Genomic DNA, 15557 nt, shown 5'->3' on the forward strand with positions numbered 1-15557 from the left:
GGGCTTTTGACAGTGGCCTTGCGCTATGGCAAGGCGCGCCCACTTTGCGGGGGCATCCCCCACAATCTATCCATTCGAAAGGTTCTATCGGCATGATCAAGCCGGAATGGGGCACGAAGCGTTCGTGCCCGAAATGCGCGACGCGTTTCTACGACCTCGAAAAAGCCGACCCCGTGACCTGCATCGAATGCGGCTATGCGTGGGAGCCCGAGCCCATCCTGAAGTCGAAGCAGCCGCTGCCGTTCGAGGTCGCCAAGCCCGACACCAAGAAGCCCGACGCGGATCTCGAGGGTGACGAGGAAGAGGATATCGCCTCGATCACCGGCGAGGACGAGGAGCCGTCCGCGGACGACGAAGTCGATCTGGGCGGCGACGACGACCTCGGCGTCGAGACGCCGCAGGACGAGCACGAGCGCTAATCGAAAGAAATTTGGCGAGCGGTGTTTACGCCGCTTGCCAACCCGGGCGGGTCCGGTTAGTGACCCGCCTCCCAACGGGAATGGGGCCGTAGCTCAGCTGGGAGAGCGTTCGCATGGCATGCGAAAGGTCAGGGGTTCGATCCCCCTCGGCTCCACCATTTCCGCCGGACCGCGATGTGGCCTCTGGGTATCCCCGCTACCTTCACGCTCAATAGGTCGCCTGAAAGCTTTCGGTCGCGACGCTGAGATCGTGCGTCAGCAGGTGGACCGATTCCAGATTCCTGCGAATTTGCATCGCCGTGGTGTTGAACCGCCGGTTGCGACTGGCGAGCTGTTCGACGCCCTCGGTCATCGCACGCGCGGTGAGGGCGGTTTCGTCGATCGCCGCGCTGATCGCCAGGATCCGATCATGTTGATCGCGGGCGGTGTCGGTGACGACGACCGCACGCTGCTGGATATCGGCAATGTCGCGCGCGATCGCCCGATTCGCCGCGACCACGTCGCCCGTGGCCGCCTGCATCGCTGCGATCTGCGGTCCGATCCGGGCCACTGCCGCAGACGTCTGCGTCGCGAGCGCCTTCACCTCGGTCGCGACGACGGCGAACCCGCGTCCCGCCTCGCCGCTGCGCGCGGCCTCGATCGCGGCATTGAGCGCGAGCAGCCCGGTCTGTTTCGCGATGCCTCTGATGACGTCGAGGATGGAGCCGATCGACGCGGCATGGTCCGACAGGCCCTGCGTCAGATGGACGGTTTCATCCGCATGCGCCATCGCACCGCTCGCCGCCGTGCTGGTATGATGGATCTGGTCGACGACGGTATCGATCATCCCCGCCATGAGCGCGGAGGTATGCGCCGCATCCTGCATCGCCGCGGTCGACTGTTGCGCCGCGATCACGACCTCGCCCAGGTCGCGGACGATGAGTTCGAGTTCGGACTCGCCCGCCCGGCCCATCGCCTGACCCTCGGCCGCCGCCGCGTCGGTCTGTGCGACGACGGTGGCGATCGTCTGGCGGAACCGGTCGGCTTGCGCGGTCTGCGCCGCGACGGCGTCTGCGAGCCGCCGCTCGACGCTGATGTCGCGGTAGGTGATGACCGCCCGGCCATCGTAGAGCGGCGTGAAGGCGATCTGCAGGATCATGCCGTCGTCGAAATGGTGATCGACCCCGTAGGTCGACTCGCTGGACCACCAGAGCCGATGATTCTCGATGACCGCCGCGGTTCGTGCGGCGGGCCATCCGACCGCTTCGCCGACGATCCCGAGATAGGTGGAAAGGTCCATGCCCGGGCGGACGCGGTCGCACGCGATGCGAAACAGCGCGGCGACGCGGGGATTGATCGCCGCAATGCGCTCGTCGCGATCGAAGATGACGATGCCGTCGGTCATTGCCGCCAGCGCGATCCCGAGCAGCGCCTGGGCGTCGTCCGACCGATCCGCTTCCTCGCCACGAAGCGTCTGGAGGGTATGGGAGAGAACGGACGCCGACTGGATCTGCATCCACCCGAGATCGCCCAAAATGGTTGTAACTCTGTTACTTAACCAGAATTAATGCCGAATTTTGCGCGTGCGTTTGCGCCCGTTCAGCGCCGTGCCGGGTCGATCCGCCGCGCCGTCAGGATGCGGATCGGCGCGGCGATCATCTGCCCCTTCATCGCGCCTTCGCCAGCGGTGGGCGAGGTCGGCGCGGCGAGGATGCGACGGACGATGTCCATCCCCTCGACGACATGGCCGAACGCGGCATAGCCGCTATTGTCGCCGGGCTGATCGGGGTGCGCGTCGAGGAACGGGACGGCGCCGACGGTGATGAAGAAATCCGCACGGCCGGTACCCGGCGCCAGACGCGCGAGCGAGATCGTCGCGTCGGTGTGAAGGATGCCGGTCTTGCTGGTCGGCTCATGCGCGATCGGCGGAAACGCGCGTGCACCGTCCCCCTTGATCCCGCCTTGAATAAGCCCGGTGTCGGGTCCGAGGTTCATCGCCCGGTAGAAGGTCGTGTTGTCGAGCCGCTTCGCGTCGACATAGCGCAGGAAGTTGGCGGTGGTGATCGGGGCACGCTGTTTCTCGAGCTCGAGCACGAGCGCGCCCTCGCTCGTCTGGAGGCGTACCGTCACGGTCGCCGGCCTGGGGGCGGCGGGATCGGCCGGAGCTGATGGGGGGGCGGATAGGGGGGCGGAAGGGCCCGCGATCGGGGGCGGGGCGACGGGCGGCGGCGGTGCCGTCTGTGCGTGCAGTGGCGTGATGACGGCCAGTACCGTCAGAAATCCGTATCCAAGCCGCATCGACGACCTCCCGAAATGTGTCCCATTCGCGGACAGCGCGAAATGGGACGGTTTTGCCGCTGGTCCAAAAAGTAAACGCCGCGTTAACGCTCTATCATGACCAGACGCCTTGTCCTTACCAACGAAGCCGCGCGCCATCCCTTTCGTCGCACCCTGCCGCCGCCGGTCGTACCGGTCGCGAAGAACGACGATCAGGACATCAAGCTGTTCGCGCTGAGCTTCGTCGCGTTCTTCACCTGTTTCTACAGCTTCATTTTCTGATCGACGGAAGACAGCCGTCGGTCGGCTCGTCGCAGGCGCGGTGGAGTTTCTGCGCGATCCAGGCGGACACGAGGCACATCGCCGCGACGAGGAACAGCATGTCCTCGGGCGTCACGCCCATCATGGTGATGCCGATCACCGCGATCGAGCCGATCGTCATCGCGCCCGAATTGACGACGTTGTTCGCCGCCACCGTGCGCGCGGTCTGATCCTTTTCCACCGTGGTCGTGAGGAACGCGTAGAGCGGCACCACGAACATGCCGCCGGTGATCGCGATCATCATCAGCGAGCCGAGCACGGGCCAGGCGGCGGGCTGTGCGAGGAACTCGGTCCAGTCGTAATAATGGCCGGGGGCGGCAGGGTGCCAGGTCCGGACGAGGATCGAGAACAGGACGACGAAGCCCCCCATCGCGATCACCGAGGCGGGCGAGAACTTCGCCGAGATGCGCCCCTTCAGCATCGTGTTGATCACCACCGAGCCGATCGCGACCCCGACCGAAAACACCGCGATCACGAAGCTGGCGACGCGCTCGTCCGCGGTCAGGACGTTCTTCACCAGCGGCGGGAACACCACGATCAGCACCGCACCGATCGTCCAGAAAAAGCTGATCGCGCAGATCGCGAGGAACAGCCGCGGGATGTGCATCGTCGCGCTGATCAATCGCCACGACGCGGTGAAGGGATTGTAGTTGAGGACGAGCGGCGGGCCCTCGCGCGGTGCCGGCGGAACCTCGCGCCCCGCGAACCAGCCGATCACCGCGATCGCGAGCACCGCGATTGCCGCCCGCTCGATATGTTCGGTCATGAATCCGGCGGTGATCGTCCCCATCAGGATCGCCAGATAGGTGCCCGCCTCGACCAGCCCGGTACCGCCGAGCACGTCGCACGGCGGCAGATGCTGCGGCAGGATCGCGTATTTGATCGGCCCGAAGAACGTCGAATGGACGCCGAGGCACAGCACCGCGCCCAGCATCAGCCCGAGCCCGATCGTCGAATGCCCGCTGCGCGCGACCAGCAGGCCGGTCGCGCCAAGCGCCATGATACCGATCTCCGCGCTCTTCACGAGTCGGATGATCCGCGCCTTGTCGTGGCTGTCCGCCAGCTGCCCCGCGAGTGCGGACAACAGGAAAAAGGGAAGGATCGCAATCCCGGTCGCCAGCGCGTTGAAATTCGCCTCCATCCGCGGATCGTTGAAGATCGCGTAGGTCGCGAACAACACCATCGACGTCTTGAAGAGATTATCGTTGAAGGCGCCCAGGAACTGAGTCGTGAACAGGGGCAGGAAGCGTCGTTGCTTCAGCAACCCGAGTGCGTTGCGCATGCGAAGAATAGTCCTGATCGTGGCAACAAAAGGTAAGCGGCCTTAGCCTAGCGGGTCCGGCACGCCAATGGCTTAGGGCGGATCGGTTCTCGCACGCGCCGGGCGTTGAAGGCGGTGGCGCGCTGGACGGGTGGTCGTCCCGGCTCGCCGTCACCCCCATGAGCCACCGAACGGTACCGACAACAGGGGGGCAGCCGCGGTTCCACGGGCGCCGGCATGCCCCGGTTTGCCCTTCCGGAGACCGGTACGCGTGCCCGATCCGCAAAACCCGGTTTCGCCGACGGCATCTCGGGAGTAGGAGTGACACGTGCTGAGCCTTCCCAATCTCCTGACGCTGTCGCGCATCGTCGCGGTACCCCTCCTTGTCGGCTTCCTGTGGTGGCCCGGCTGGGCGGCAGGCTATGCGATTGCATTCGCGCTGTATTGCCTGATGGGAATCACCGATTATTTCGACGGGTATCTTGCGCGGTCGAACGGCGCGGTGTCGAAGCTCGGCATCTTCCTCGACCCCATCGCTGACAAGATCATGGTCGCGGCGGTCATCCTGATCCTCGTCGGCACGCGCGACATCGCCGGGATCCACGTCATCGCCGCGCTCGTGATCTTGTTGCGCGAAATCGCCGTGTCGGGTCTGCGGGAGTTTCTCGCGCAGCTCCAGGTGTCGGTGCCCGTGTCGCGCCTCGCCAAGTGGAAGACGACGTTCCAGCTGGTGTCGCTCGGCGGGTTGATCCTGGCCGGTGCGCTACCGGATCTTGGCTGGGTGCAGGTGGTGGGCCTCGCGGCGCTCTGGGCGGCGGCGGTCATGACGGTGGTGACGGGCTGGGATTACCTGCGCGTCGGCCTGAAGCATATGGATTGATGTCATGACGATCACGCTGTTGTATTTCGCGTGGGTGCGCGAGCGGATCGGGGCGGGCGAGGAAACCGTCACCCCGCCGCACGACGTAACGACGATCGCCGATCTGGTGGACTGGCTGGCCACGTCGAGCGCGGGGCATGCCGCGGCATTTGCCGATCGCGGGCGGCTGCGCGCGGCGATCGACCAGGACTTCGTGCCGCTCGACACGCCGATCGGGCAGGCCCGCGAGATCGCGCTGTTCCCGCCGGTGACGGGCGGATGATCCGCGTCGTCGTACAGAAGTCGCCGATCGACATCATGGCGGAGATGGTACGGGTCGAGGGCGAGGCAGGCGCCGTCGCCACGTTCACGGGCCTCGTGCGCGCCGATGACGGCGTCGAGACGCTAGAGCTCGAACATTATCCGGGTGCGACCGAAGGCGCGTTGACGAAGGTCGCCGAGGGCGCATGCATACGCTGGGGGTTGAGCGCGGCGACGATCGTTCACCGAGTCGGGCCGATGCATCCGGGCGAACGCATCGTGTTCGTCGCGGCCGCCTCTGCGCACCGCGGCGCATCGCTCGAGGCGTGCGCCTATCTGATCGATCGGCTCAAGACCGATGCACCGTTCTGGAAACGGGAAACCCGCGGCGCCGAGGCCAGCTGGGTAGAAGCGCGCGACGCCGACGAGGCCGCCGCCGCGCGCTGGGAGCGTTAGCCGATCTTCGGCACGCTCATGCCGTTCGTCAGGTGGACGACGCCATTGGTCGCCTTGACGTCGGCCTGATCGACATAGGCCTTGCTGCCTGCGGTATCGGTCAGTTCGATGTTGCCGTTCGCCCCGAGCGACGCGGTCAGCGGCTGGCCTGCAAGCGTGGTCAATACGGCCTTGCCACCGCCCGCCGTGATCTTCTGCTTGAGCTGATCCGAGGTGACCGCGCCCGACACGACGTGATACTTCAGGATCGTCGCCAGCGTCGGCTTGGCCTCGGGCTTCATCAGCGTATCGAGCGCGCCGGCGGGAAGACGCGTGAACGCCTCGTCACTGGGCGCGAACACGGTGAACGGACCCGGGCCCGACAGCGTCGTCGTCAAATCCGCCGCGGTCACCAGCTTGGTCAGCGTCGCGCGGTTCGGCAGCGTCGGCAGTGCAGCGGCGATCGTCGACGTCGGTGCGGCCTGCGCGGGGGCTGCCGCGCCAGCGGGGGCAGCAGCGGCAGGCGCGGCGGGCGTCGCACCGGTCTGTGCGGTGGGATCCATCTGTGCAGACTGGCCGGCCTGTGGTGCCTGCGTCGTCGTGGCCGCCGCGTTAGGGGCGCTCTGCGTCGGTGCGGCGGGCGCCATTGGCGTCCGGCCTGGTGCCGTCTGGGCAACGGCCGGGGCCGCTGCGATCAATGCGGTGGCAATCATCAGGTTGGTCTTGGTGATCATGGGTTTCTCCTGGTTGGACACGATCTGGAAACATTGTTGCAATGCAAGATAGGCAACGCGGCGACCGTTTGCGAAGTTCCCGGGCGGGGAAAGGGGCCAGCCGATCCGTCTTCACGACGAACCGACAGGTTTTATCCTCTTGTTATCACGACAATCTTGGGACGATGACGCCATTGACGACGTGAACCATCCCGTTCGACTGTCGAACATCCGCGGTCTCGATGTAACTCTTGTTACCATTCACGTCGGTCAACGCGATGATGTCGCCGACCAGCGTCACGGTGATCGGATCGCCCTCGACCGTCGGCAGCGTCGCCGTGCCGTTACCCGCCGCCACGCGCGCCTTCAGATCGGCGGCGGTGATGTCCCCCGCAACGACGTGATAGGTCAGCACCTTCGCGAGCGACGCCTTGTTCTCGGGCTTGAGCAGCGTGTCGACCATGCCCGGTGCGAGCCGGCCGAACGCGGCGTTGCTGGGCGCGAACACGGTGAAGGGGCCCGTACCCGACAGCGTCGCAGTCAGGTCGGCGGCCTTGATCGCGGTGACCAGCGTCGAGAGATTGGGGGCAGCGGAGGCATTATCGACGATCGTCCGCGTCGCGATCATCGGCACGCCGCCGACGGTCGGATTGGCAACCGCGATCGGACCATTGGGCGTGGACAAGGCGGGGTTGGCGGGCGGCGGAGCGGTCGGCGTGCCGAGATCGTTGTTGCCGCTGCTGCAGGCGGCCAGCGCCAGCGCGGCGAGGGTGGTGGTGCCCAGACCGATATACAGCGGGCGCAGGTTCGACTTCGACATGTCTTCTCCTAGGGAACGGGCGCAGTCGCAGGGAAATACGGCTGAACCCGGTGTTTGTTGCAGGGATGTCACGATCACCGCGTGACGGCTGGCTGCATCGTCAGCGCGCGTCGGCGAGCGCCTGGGCGAGCAGATGAAAATCCTTTTCGCGTGGCGACGCCTTGCGCCAGACCAACGCGATCCGACGAAAGGCGTTGTCCGCATCGAGCGGCAGCGCGGTGATCCCGGTATTTTCGAGGATCCCCGCATTCAGCGCCATTTCGGGCAGCATCGTGATGCCGAGGCCATTGTCGACCATCTGCACGATCGTGTGCAGCGACGTGCCCATCATCGTCGCCTCTGCCCGGATCTCGGGACGGTTGCACGCGGCGAGCGCATGATCCTTGAGGCAATGCCCGTCCTCGAGCAGCAACAGCCGCGTCTCGTCGATCGCCGAGGCCGGGATCGCGGAGGCGGGGATCGACGTCCGGTCCGCGGGCACGTCGTCGGTCGGGAAGGCGACGAACAGCCTGTCGTCGAACAGCGTCTCGAACGCGACCTCGCCGCAGGCATAGGGCAGGGCGAGCAGGACACAGTCCGTCCGGCCGTTGTGCAGCCCCTCGCACGCCGCACCGCTGGGTTCCTCGCGCAGGAACAGCTTGAGGTCGGGATAGTCGCGGCGCAGCCTGGGGAGGATACGCGGCAGCATGAAGGGGGCGATCGTCGGGATCACGCTCATGCGCATGTCGCCGGACAGCGGCCGGCCGGCGGCGCGCGCGATGTCGCCGAGTTCCTCGGCCTCGCGCAGCACGCGCCGTGCCTTGTCGGAGATCCGATCGCCGAGCGGGGTGAAGCGGACGACGCGCCGCGTCCGCTCGACGAGCACGACGCCGATCAGCGTCTCGAGCTCGCGAAGACCCGCCGACAGCGTCGACTGGGTGACGAAGCAGGCTTCGGCCGCACGACCGAAATGACCATGATCCTTCAGGGCAACGAGATATTGGAGTTGCTTGAGCGTGGGGAGATAGGTTGCAGCCATTGATCGCCCATATCGATCGCCGCCCCCCTATTGTCCATGCCGCGTCGATGACCGGCGCGCGGGTTTTGCGGTCACACGGTCATTGCGCGGTACAGGCCGAACACGCTCGTCAGCGTCAGGATCGCGCCGACCATCGTCATCAGTACCTTCGCCGGAACGCGCTTGGCGAGGATCGCACCGAAGGGCGCGGCGAGCATCCCGCCGATCAGCAGCCCGACCGTGGCCTGGGTAAATGCGCCCCAGCCGAGCTGCGTGATGAAGGTCGCGGAGATTGTCGTCGTCAGGAAGAACTCGGCGGTGTTGACGGTGCCGATCGTGGTGCGCGGTGCGGCACCCTGGACGAGCAGGTTCGACGTCACCACCGGCCCCCAGCCGCCGCCCCCGGCGGCATCGAGGAATCCGCCGACCAGCCCGAGCGGCTCGACGATCTTCGGGGTCTTGCGCGCTGGCGGATGCCGAAGCCCGCGCCAGAGTAGATACAGCCCGATCCCGGTAAGATAGGCGAGGATGAACGGCTTGGTCGTGCTCGCATCGACGTTCGACAGGACGTACGCGCCCAGCACGCCGCCGATGACGCCGGGTATCATGAGGCGAAAGAACAACCGCCAATCGACATTGCGATGGAGCGCATGGCTGATCCCCGAGACCGCTGTGGTAAAGGTCTCGACGGTGTGGACGCCGGCCGAGGCCGCGGCAGGGGAGACGCCGATCCAGAGCAGCAACGTATTCGAGATCACGCCAAACGCCATGCCGAGCGCGCCGTCGACGACCTGTGCCGCGAAGCCGACGAGGATGAACGGCCAGATATAGGGAAGATGGGAACTGATCAGATCGATCAAGACAGGTCCTTCAAGTGCCTTCGGCGAGGAAACGGCAGCGCGTGAAACGCGACGGAAACAGCGCGTTGAACGCGACGGCAAGTGCGACAACGACGCTCGCCGCCAAATCGATGCACGCGTGGAGCGCGGCGATCATGGGGCGGGCGTTGCGGGTCACGATGGCGAGCCCGGCGCGCGACCGGACCCATGCGAGATGCGGCCGGCTGGAAATCGGCCGGACGAGCTCCTAAATGAACGAACCGCTAAGGGGAATGCGCATGTTGAGCCGGCTTGCCGCCTATCTTGATTCGATCCGGGCGCGTGACCCTGCACCGCATTCGCGCGCGGAGATCATGCTGTACCCCGGCGTCTGGGCGCTCGGGCTGCACCGGGTCGCGCATCGGTTGTACAAGTCCGACGCGTTTTTCCTCGCGCGGTGCGTCAATCATTTTGCGCGGTTCATGACCGCGATCGACATTCACCCCGGCGCGACGATCGGTCGCAACTTCTTCATCGACCACGGCTTCGTCGTGATCGGCGAAACGTCGCTGATCGGCGACGACGTGACGATCTATCAGTGCGTGACGCTCGGCGGGACCAGCCCCGACAACGGGGTTGCCGGAAAGCGGCACCCGACGATTTCGGACGGCGCGATCATCGGTTCGGGCGCGCAGGTGCTCGGCCCGATCACGCTCGGCCGCCGCTCGCGCGTGGGTGCCAACGCAGTCGTCACGCGCGACGTCCCCGAGGGGACGACCGTCGTCGGTATCCCCGCGCGCGCCACCACGGTCGAGGGCGGCGCCGCGCCCGAAGCGCCGCGCTTCGTGCCCTATGGTACGCCGTGCAGCGAAGGCTTCGACCCGGCGACGCAGAAGATGGAGATCATGCGCTGCGAGCTCGAGACGATGCGAAAACGTCTCGATTCGTTGCTCGCGGAGCAGGACGTGCTCGGTGCGCGCGGCCCCGGGCAGGCGGACGCGGTCGATGCTCTCGATATCCGACAGGACCTGCGCGACCGCGCTTGATGAGCAACGTCACCCCTTTTCCGACGCGTGCGACCGCGCCGAGCCAGATCGGATTCGACCGGGTCGAGCTGTCACGGATACTCGACCTGTACGGCCGCATGGTCGCCGCCGGACATTGGCGCGATTACGCGATCGATCTCGGCAAGGACGCCGCGGTCTTCGCATGTTTCCGTCGTGCGGCCGAGCGGCCCGAGTTCCGGATCGAGAAACGTCCCGCGCTGCGCAGCCGGCAGGGGATGTGGGCGCTTGTCGGGGAGGGCGGGGCGGTGATCAAGCGCGGTCACGAGCTCGGACCCGTACTGGCTCCGGTCGAACGCCGGCTGATGAAGCTCGTTCAGGACTAGTCCTGCAAGGATCACGTGTGGGCCGATCGCGCGCGCCGGCCATCATCCCGACACCGGTGGTCGGGATGATGGCGTCGCGCGCGTGCCTGCGTGATCAGCGCCCCTGAAGTTTCGCCAGGATGCTCATCGACTGGTCCGCACCCGATTGCGGGACGAGTTCGGCGTCGCGGTCGATGATCTCGGCCCAGTGCGCCGCGACACCCTCCACCGACAGGTCGTCACCCGTGAGCAGCTTGCCCTGAGTCAGCGTGACATAGGCTGCCTGAAACACGCCGGCGCCGGCGCCGACGATCATGTTGGTGGGTGCGTCCTCCGAGACCAGGTACACCGCGGCAGGCGCGACCTTGTCGGGGGAGAAGGCCTTGAACGCCTCTTCGGGAAAAATGTCCTGCGTCATCCGCGTACCCGCGGTCGGCGCGATCGTGTTCACCTTGATGTTGTTTTTCGCGCCCTCGATCGCGAGCGTCTTGGTCAACCCGGCAAGCCCGAGCTTGGCCGCGCCGTAATTCGCCTGACCGAAATTGCCGTAGAGACCGGTCGACGACGCGGTCATCAGGATGCGGCCGTAATTCTGCGCACGCATCGTGTCCCACACCGCCTTGGTGGCGTTGGCGGACCCGTTGAGGTGGACGTCGACGACGAACTTGAAGTCGGCCGGCTCCATCTTCGCGAAGCTCTTGTCGCGCAGCACGCCGGCATTGTTGATGAGGATATGGACGCCGCCCCAGGTTTCGGTGGCGCGCGCGACCATCGCGACCATCTGGTCATAATCGGTGACGCTGCCGCCATCGGCGATCGCCTCACCACCCGCCGCGCGGATTTCCTCGACGACCTGCAAGGCTGCGTCGGACTGACCCGTGCCGTCGCGCGCGCCGCCGAGATCGTTGACGACGACCTTCGCGCCCCGCCGGGCGAGTTCGCGGGCATATTCGCGGCCGAGGCCACCACCGGCGCCGGTGACGATCGCGACGCGGCCTTCAAAGCTGATCGATCCGAAGCTGTCGGACATGGAAAAGGCGCTCCTCTCTTATCGTTGGAGCGCCTTTCCTAGAACGTAAGGCGGACGGCGCAAGCGGTGGGATGTTCCACCGCCTGGCCGTCCTGTCAGGGCTTACTTGCCGCCGCGGTTCTTGCAGCCGTCCTTCACCGTGCGCGAGCACGTCGGATATTCCGCGGGCGCCGGGGTCGGCGGCGTCACCGTGGGCTGGCCGAACACGATGTTCGCGCCACCGGGGGCTGCCATCGGTGCAGCGGGTGCTGGCGGTGCCATCGGTGCGGCAGGTGCTGCGGGATCTGCTGCCATGGCGGGGTCTGCCGGTGCTGCGGGATCAGCCGGCGGCGGCGGTGCCATGGGCTCGGCCGGTGCGGTCTGCGCGGCGGGGTCAGCCGGTGGCATCGTCTGCGGCGCGGTCTGCGCGATCACGGGCGTTGCGAGCAGCGCTGCTGCGGCGAGTAGGATGGACTTCATGCGAATCTCCTAAATTCTTGGAGCGCAAATCTGTTAGCGCGACGGGTGAACGCACTAACTCCCGGTTGGGTCCTTCGTTTCGCATCCGATTCCAACCGGACCATCCTGCCGATGCACTATAGGCACGCCGGGCGACTGTTTGCGCGACGCGCGAATTACCCGCCAGTATCGAGCGAATAGCCAGCGGATCGTACGGTGCGGATGATATCCGGCCGCTCGCCGGTGTTGATCGCCTTGCGCAGTCGCCGGATATGCACGTCGACGGTGCGCGATTCGATGTCCGAATCATGCCCCCACACGGCGTCGAGCAGCCGTTCGCGCGAGAACACCCAGCCGGGATGCTCGAGGAAATGCTTGAGCAGCCGGAATTCGGTCGGCCCGAGCGACACGACCTCCCCCGACCGGCGAACCTTGTGACCCACCGTATCCATCTCGATATCGGCATAGGTCAGCGCTTCGCCGGCGAGCGCGGGCCGGACGCGCCGCAGCACCGCGCCGACACGTGCGACGAGTTCGCGCGGCGAAAACGGCTTGGTGACGTAATCGTCGGCACCCGTCTCGAGCCCGCGGACACGGTCCTCCTCCTCGCCGCGCGCGGTCAGCATGATGATCGGCACGTTCTGCGTCTCGGGCGCGCGGCGCAGGCGGCGGCACACCTCGATCCCCGACAACCCCTCGACCATCCAGTCGAGCAGGACGATGTCGGGCACCTTCTCGCGCGCGAGCAGCAGCGCCTCTTCGCCATCGGGGGTATGCGCGATCTCGAAATCCTCGCGCTTAAAATGCCAGACGAGCAGCTCGGCAAGCGCGGCATCGTCCTCGACCAGCAGCATCCGTGCTCGGGTCATGACTCCAACTCCTGCATGCCGCCACGATCCCGGTCGGCCATCTGGGTGCCGGTCGCGGCGAAATAGACCATCTCGGCGACGTTGGTCGCGTGGTCGCCGATCCGTTCGAGATTCTTCGCGACGAACAGGAGGTGCGCGACCTGGCTGATCGTCTTGGGATTTTCGACCATGTAGGTCACCAGCGTGCGAAAGATGCTGTCGTAGAAATCGTCGAGCGCGGCGTCGCTCTCGACGACGTGCATCGCCGCCTCGAAATCGCGCGCGGCAAACGCGTCGAGCACCTCGTGGACCATCTCGCTCGCCATCCGGCCCATCGCGGGCAGGATCGAGATCGGCTCGATCCGGTGCTCGCTCTCGATCATCGGCACGCGCTTGGCGATGTTCTTGGCGTAATCGCCGATCCGCTCGACGACGCCCGCGATCTTCAGCGCGGCGACGACCTCGCGCAGGTCGATCGCCATCGGTGCGCGCAGTGCGATGATCTGCACCGCCAGCCGCTCGACCTCCGCCTCGATCGCGTCGATCTGCTTGTCCGCCGCGCGGACCTCGCGTGCGAGCGCGATGTCGTTGCGCTGGAGCGCCTTCATCGCGTTGGCGATCGCGTCCTCGGCGAGGCCGCCCATCTGCGAGATGAGGCCCCGGAGGCGGCCGATCTCGTCGTCGAAGACCTTTACGGTATGCGTGTTCATCGGTCCCGTCCCCATCAGCCGTAGCGGCCGGTGATGTAATCTTTCGTGCGTTCCTCGCGCGGGTTGGTGAAGATGGCGGAGGTGTCGCCATATTCGACCAAAGTGCCGAGGTGGAAGAAGGCGGTGCGCTGGCTGACGCGCGCCGCCTGCTGCATGTTGTGCGTGACGATCACGATCGCATAGCGGCCGCGCAGCTCGTGGATCAGCTCCTCGATCTTGGCGGTCGCGATCGGGTCGAGCGCGCTGCACGGCTCGTCCATCAGGATCACCTCGGGATCGACCGCGATCGCACGCGCGATGCACAGCCGCTGCTGCTGCCCACCCGACAGCGCGGTGCCGCTGTCGGTCAGGCGATCCTTGACCTCGTCCCACAGACCCGCACGCCGCAGCGACTTCTCGACGATCTGGTCGAGGTCGCTCTTGGGGCCCGCCAGCCCGTGGATGCGCGGGCCATAGGCGACGTTCTCGTAGATCGACTTGGGGAAGGGGTTCGGCTTCTGGAACACCATGCCGACGCGCGCGCGCAGCTGGACGACGTCCATGTCGGCGGCATAGATATCGTGCCCGTCGAGCTCGATCTTTCCTTCGACCCGCGCGCTCGCGACGGTGTCGTTCATGCGGTTGAGCGTCCGCAGGAAGGTCGACTTGCCACAGCCCGACGGGCCGATGAACGCGGTGACATTGTCCATGTCGACGTCGATCGACACGTTGTCGATCGCGCGCTTCTGGCCGTAATAGACGCTGACGTCGCGCGCGGTCATTTTATGGTTGGTCATTACCAGCGGGTCTCGAACTTGTTGCGGAGGTAGATCGCGACGCCGTTCATCGCGAGCAGGAAGACGAGCAGGACGATGATCGCGGCCGACGTCTTCTCGACGAAACCGCGGCTGACCTGGTCGGACCACAGGAAGATCTGCACGGGGAGCACGGTCGCAGGGTCGCGCAGCCCCGATGGCGGTGCGGCGATGAACGCGCGCATGCCGATCATCAGCAGCGGGGCGGTCTCACCCAGCGCACGCGCCATGCCGATGATCGTGCCGGTCAGGATGCCGGGCAGCGCGAGCGGCAGGACGTGGTGGAAGACGACCTGGACCGGCGACGCGCCGATGCCGAGGGCTGCATCGCGGATCGACGGCGGCACCGCCTTGATCGCGTTGCGCCCGGCGATCACGATCACCGGCATCGTCATCAGCGCGAGCGTCAGCCCGCCGACGATCGGCGCCGAGCGCGGCATCCCGAACGTACCGAGGAACACCGCAAGCCCGAGCAGCCCGAAGATGATCGAGGGTACCGCGGCGAGGTTGTTGATCGACACCTCGATCAGGTCGGTCCAGCGGTTCTTCGGCGCATATTCCTCGAGATACAGCGCGGAAAGCACGCCGATCGGGAAGGCGAGCAGCAGCGTGACGATCATCGTCAGCAGCGATCCCTTGAACGCGCCCCAGATGCCGACGCGCGTCGCATCGGTCGAATCGGCGGTGGTCAGGAACGTCATGCTCAGCCCGCGCGTCAGCACGCCGCGCGCCTTGAGCCGGGCGACGACCGCCTCCGCCTCGGGCGGACCGTCGCCCTTGGCGGCCATGTCGATCGGGCTCGCGACCGGCACGTCGATCACCGTCTTGCGCGACAGCAGGCCTGGATCCGCCTTCAGCGCATCGCGCACCGTGACCCACGCGCCGTCGGACAACAGGCCTTCGCCATCCTTGCCGAACGCGTCCGTCGCCGCGCTGTCGACCGCGCCCTCGAGCCCGGCACCGGCCAGCGCCAGATCGGCACCACGCGTTTGCAATCGCGCAGGATCGATCGGCAGCGCGACCGCGGTGAAGTCGATCGGCAACGCGACCCGCGTCTCGACGAACCCGCTCGCGCCCTGCCACAGCATCGACGCCAGCAGGAAGGCGAGGAACCCTGCGGACAGCCAGACCGCGGCGAGCCCGGCGAGCCGGAACCGGCGCTCGGCTGCATAACGCCGGCGGATGCGCGTCTGCATCGCCTTCGTCGT

General features: G+C 66.4%; 21 protein-coding genes and 1 tRNA gene. 8 read left to right on the forward strand and 14 right to left on the reverse strand.

Translation table 11 applies throughout. The features are described 5' to 3' along the window. The first annotated feature begins 92 nt into the window (after window positions 1–92). Together ASE72_RS10620 and ASE72_RS10625 are read left to right on the forward strand one after the other, a co-directional pair. Entirely contained in the window at window positions 93–419 is a 327-nt protein-coding gene (locus ASE72_RS10620; protein ID WP_031395784.1) for a TIGR02300 family protein, read from the forward strand. An 82-nt stretch (window positions 420–501) separates the two neighbouring features. Further along, a tRNA-Ala gene (locus ASE72_RS10625) sits at window positions 502–577 on the forward strand. A gap of 50 nt (window positions 578–627) precedes the next feature. On the opposite strand, the gene ASE72_RS10630 is transcribed toward ASE72_RS10625, so the two are convergent. Next, window positions 628–1914, reverse strand: coding sequence for a methyl-accepting chemotaxis protein (locus ASE72_RS10630; protein ID WP_235532322.1), 1287 nt, complete (start codon window positions 1912–1914; stop codon window positions 628–630). Between the two features lie 83 nt (window positions 1915–1997). Beyond that, complete coding sequence (locus ASE72_RS10635; RefSeq protein ID WP_327196470.1) at window positions 1998–2528, reverse strand: peptidylprolyl isomerase; 531 nt, start codon at window positions 2526–2528, stop codon at window positions 1998–2000. Between the two features lie 264 nt (window positions 2529–2792). Between ASE72_RS10635 and ASE72_RS20665 the strand changes: the two genes are divergently transcribed. Next, window positions 2793–2957: a hypothetical protein gene (locus ASE72_RS20665; protein WP_200916233.1), complete on the forward strand. Its 165-nt coding sequence runs from the start codon at window positions 2793–2795 to the stop codon at window positions 2955–2957. Here ASE72_RS20665 and ASE72_RS10640 read toward each other — a convergent pair. After that, the gene (locus ASE72_RS10640; RefSeq protein ID WP_056020633.1) at window positions 2947–4278 is read right to left on the reverse strand and encodes an MFS transporter; all 1332 of its coding nucleotides are present in this window, start codon (window positions 4276–4278) and stop codon (window positions 2947–2949) included. The genes ASE72_RS20665 and ASE72_RS10640 overlap by 11 nt on opposite strands. A gap of 307 nt (window positions 4279–4585) precedes the next feature. On the opposite strand from ASE72_RS10640, the gene pgsA reads away from it, so the two are divergent. From pgsA to ASE72_RS10655, 3 genes are read left to right on the forward strand one after another with little or no spacing between them, the layout of a single operon-like run. Further along, on the forward strand, window positions 4586–5137 hold the full coding sequence (gene pgsA, locus ASE72_RS10645) for a CDP-diacylglycerol--glycerol-3-phosphate 3-phosphatidyltransferase (RefSeq protein ID WP_056020636.1): 552 nt from the start codon (window positions 4586–4588) through the stop codon (window positions 5135–5137). A 4-nt stretch (window positions 5138–5141) separates the two neighbouring features. Continuing rightward, window positions 5142–5399 carry a molybdopterin converting factor subunit 1 gene (gene moaD / locus ASE72_RS10650; RefSeq protein WP_056020640.1) on the forward strand — a complete coding sequence of 86 codons (258 nt, stop codon included), beginning with the start codon at window positions 5142–5144 and terminating at the stop codon, window positions 5397–5399. Further along, window positions 5396–5833, forward strand: coding sequence for a molybdenum cofactor biosynthesis protein MoaE (locus tag ASE72_RS10655; RefSeq protein WP_056020643.1), 438 nt, complete (start codon window positions 5396–5398; stop codon window positions 5831–5833). Before moaD ends, ASE72_RS10655 begins: the two co-directional genes overlap by 4 nt. Here the strand turns inward: ASE72_RS10655 and ASE72_RS10660 are convergent. The 5 genes from ASE72_RS10660 to ASE72_RS20265 all read right to left on the reverse strand — a co-directional run bounded on the left by ASE72_RS10660 (window position 5830) and on the right by ASE72_RS20265 (window position 9359). Continuing rightward, window positions 5830–6546: a fasciclin domain-containing protein gene (locus tag ASE72_RS10660; protein ID WP_082445940.1), complete on the reverse strand. Its 717-nt coding sequence runs from the start codon at window positions 6544–6546 to the stop codon at window positions 5830–5832. The two genes, ASE72_RS10655 and ASE72_RS10660, sit on opposite strands and share 4 nt — an antisense overlap. A gap of 145 nt (window positions 6547–6691) precedes the next feature. After that, window positions 6692–7345 carry a fasciclin domain-containing protein gene (locus tag ASE72_RS10665; RefSeq protein ID WP_082445941.1) on the reverse strand — a complete coding sequence of 218 codons (654 nt, stop codon included), beginning with the start codon at window positions 7343–7345 and terminating at the stop codon, window positions 6692–6694. A gap of 100 nt (window positions 7346–7445) precedes the next feature. Then, window positions 7446–8363: a hydrogen peroxide-inducible genes activator gene (locus ASE72_RS10670; protein WP_056020646.1), complete on the reverse strand. Its 918-nt coding sequence runs from the start codon at window positions 8361–8363 to the stop codon at window positions 7446–7448. A gap of 71 nt (window positions 8364–8434) precedes the next feature. Further along, window positions 8435–9202, reverse strand: a complete 768-nt coding sequence (locus ASE72_RS10675; protein ID WP_056020649.1) for a sulfite exporter TauE/SafE family protein — start codon at window positions 9200–9202, stop codon at window positions 8435–8437. 10 nt (window positions 9203–9212) lie between these two features. Further along, window positions 9213–9359: a hypothetical protein gene (locus tag ASE72_RS20265; RefSeq protein ID WP_156350381.1), complete on the reverse strand. Its 147-nt coding sequence runs from the start codon at window positions 9357–9359 to the stop codon at window positions 9213–9215. A 100-nt stretch (window positions 9360–9459) separates the two neighbouring features. Between ASE72_RS20265 and epsC the strand changes: the two genes are divergently transcribed. Continuing rightward, the gene (gene epsC / locus ASE72_RS10680; RefSeq protein WP_082446014.1) at window positions 9460–10206 is read left to right on the forward strand and encodes a serine O-acetyltransferase EpsC; all 747 of its coding nucleotides are present in this window, start codon (window positions 9460–9462) and stop codon (window positions 10204–10206) included. After that, window positions 10206–10550, forward strand: coding sequence for a DUF2794 domain-containing protein (locus ASE72_RS10685; RefSeq protein WP_056020652.1), 345 nt, complete (start codon window positions 10206–10208; stop codon window positions 10548–10550). Before epsC ends, ASE72_RS10685 begins: the two co-directional genes overlap by 1 nt. Window positions 10551–10644: 94 nt before the next feature. On the opposite strand, the gene ASE72_RS10690 is transcribed toward ASE72_RS10685, so the two are convergent. The 6 genes from ASE72_RS10690 to pstA all read right to left on the reverse strand — a co-directional run bounded on the left by ASE72_RS10690 (window position 10645) and on the right by pstA (window position 15545). After that, the gene (locus ASE72_RS10690) at window positions 10645–11559 is read right to left on the reverse strand and encodes an SDR family NAD(P)-dependent oxidoreductase (RefSeq protein ID WP_056020655.1); all 915 of its coding nucleotides are present in this window, start codon (window positions 11557–11559) and stop codon (window positions 10645–10647) included. A 102-nt stretch (window positions 11560–11661) separates the two neighbouring features. Further along, window positions 11662–12018, reverse strand: coding sequence for a hypothetical protein (locus tag ASE72_RS10695; protein WP_056020656.1), 357 nt, complete (start codon window positions 12016–12018; stop codon window positions 11662–11664). Between the two features lie 155 nt (window positions 12019–12173). After that, complete coding sequence (gene phoB, locus ASE72_RS10700; RefSeq protein ID WP_056020659.1) at window positions 12174–12866, reverse strand: phosphate regulon transcriptional regulator PhoB; 693 nt, start codon at window positions 12864–12866, stop codon at window positions 12174–12176. After that, window positions 12863–13555, reverse strand: a complete 693-nt coding sequence (phoU, locus tag ASE72_RS10705; protein WP_056022170.1) for a phosphate signaling complex protein PhoU — start codon at window positions 13553–13555, stop codon at window positions 12863–12865. The genes phoB and phoU overlap by 4 nt, the downstream gene beginning before the upstream one ends. A gap of 14 nt (window positions 13556–13569) precedes the next feature. Further along, the gene (gene pstB / locus ASE72_RS10710) at window positions 13570–14331 is read right to left on the reverse strand and encodes a phosphate ABC transporter ATP-binding protein PstB (RefSeq protein ID WP_056020661.1); all 762 of its coding nucleotides are present in this window, start codon (window positions 14329–14331) and stop codon (window positions 13570–13572) included. Next, window positions 14331–15545, reverse strand: a complete 1215-nt coding sequence (pstA, locus tag ASE72_RS10715) for a phosphate ABC transporter permease PstA (RefSeq protein ID WP_200916274.1) — start codon at window positions 15543–15545, stop codon at window positions 14331–14333. The genes pstB and pstA overlap by 1 nt, the downstream gene beginning before the upstream one ends. Window positions 15546–15557: the final 12 nt, after the last annotated feature.

This window comes from Sphingomonas sp. Leaf20 (genome assembly GCF_001421535.1).
Classification (GTDB): Bacteria; Pseudomonadota; Alphaproteobacteria; order Sphingomonadales; family Sphingomonadaceae; genus Sphingomonas.

Coding starts and splice junctions, on each gene's coding strand:
- pstA (WP_200916274.1), bottom strand. CDS start 15,545: ATGCAGACGCGCATCCGCCGGCGTTATGCAGCCGAGCGCCGGTTCCGG.
- moaD (WP_056020640.1), top strand. CDS start 5,142: ATGACGATCACGCTGTTGTATTTCGCGTGGGTGCGCGAGCGGATCGGG.
- ASE72_RS20665 (WP_200916233.1), top strand. CDS start 2,793: ATGACCAGACGCCTTGTCCTTACCAACGAAGCCGCGCGCCATCCCTTT.
- ASE72_RS10685 (WP_056020652.1), top strand. CDS start 10,206: ATGAGCAACGTCACCCCTTTTCCGACGCGTGCGACCGCGCCGAGCCAG.
- ASE72_RS10620 (WP_031395784.1), top strand. CDS start 93: ATGATCAAGCCGGAATGGGGCACGAAGCGTTCGTGCCCGAAATGCGCG.
- epsC (WP_082446014.1), top strand. CDS start 9,460: ATGTTGAGCCGGCTTGCCGCCTATCTTGATTCGATCCGGGCGCGTGAC.
- pstB (WP_056020661.1), bottom strand. CDS start 14,331: ATGACCAACCATAAAATGACCGCGCGCGACGTCAGCGTCTATTACGGC.
- phoB (WP_056020659.1), bottom strand. CDS start 12,866: ATGACCCGAGCACGGATGCTGCTGGTCGAGGACGATGCCGCGCTTGCC.
- ASE72_RS10640 (WP_056020633.1), bottom strand. CDS start 4,278: ATGCGCAACGCACTCGGGTTGCTGAAGCAACGACGCTTCCTGCCCCTG.
- ASE72_RS10695 (WP_056020656.1), bottom strand. CDS start 12,018: ATGAAGTCCATCCTACTCGCCGCAGCAGCGCTGCTCGCAACGCCCGTG.
- ASE72_RS10670 (WP_056020646.1), bottom strand. CDS start 8,363: ATGGCTGCAACCTATCTCCCCACGCTCAAGCAACTCCAATATCTCGTT.
- phoU (WP_056022170.1), bottom strand. CDS start 13,555: ATGAACACGCATACCGTAAAGGTCTTCGACGACGAGATCGGCCGCCTC.
- ASE72_RS10655 (WP_056020643.1), top strand. CDS start 5,396: ATGATCCGCGTCGTCGTACAGAAGTCGCCGATCGACATCATGGCGGAG.
- ASE72_RS10690 (WP_056020655.1), bottom strand. CDS start 11,559: ATGTCCGACAGCTTCGGATCGATCAGCTTTGAAGGCCGCGTCGCGATC.
- ASE72_RS10660 (WP_082445940.1), bottom strand. CDS start 6,546: ATGATCACCAAGACCAACCTGATGATTGCCACCGCATTGATCGCAGCG.
- ASE72_RS10630 (WP_235532322.1), bottom strand. CDS start 1,914: ATGCAGATCCAGTCGGCGTCCGTTCTCTCCCATACCCTCCAGACGCTT.
- ASE72_RS10665 (WP_082445941.1), bottom strand. CDS start 7,345: ATGTCGAAGTCGAACCTGCGCCCGCTGTATATCGGTCTGGGCACCACC.